Below are 259 nucleotides of genomic sequence, written 5' to 3'. Positions count from 1 at the left end.
ATTTCAATATAACAATTTTTTTCAACAAAAAAACCAAAACAGCTTAACCCCATTGTAATTATAGGTCAGAAAACAACTGGCAGATTAACAAGAGAACGCATTTTACTATGATTATAATTTAATTGATCCGGTTTGATTGCTAGGCAAAGGTTAGGAAGCCACTGTAGCAAAGTGCCTAATGCAATTTGTCCTTCTAGTCGCGCTAATGGAGCTCCCAAACAGTGATGTATACCAGCTCCAAAGGCTAAATGATTATTCT

Annotated in this window: 1 protein-coding gene; it reads right to left on the bottom strand. The window is 35.5% G+C overall.

Annotated features, from left to right (window positions below):
- Positions 1 to 65: 65 nt before the first annotated feature.
- Positions 66 to 259: cytochrome P450 (locus tag FOT98_RS31495; RefSeq protein ID WP_144291275.1), on the bottom strand; the 194-nt coding region annotated here is incomplete at its 5' end.

Origin of the sequence: Bacillus sp. HY001 (assembly GCF_007558965.1) — a bacterium.
GTDB lineage: Bacteria > Bacillota > Bacilli > Bacillales > Bacillaceae_G > Bacillus_A > Bacillus_A mobilis.
Note: the sequence above shows the minus strand (reverse complement) of the source record. Positions and strands in the feature narration are given on the sequence as shown.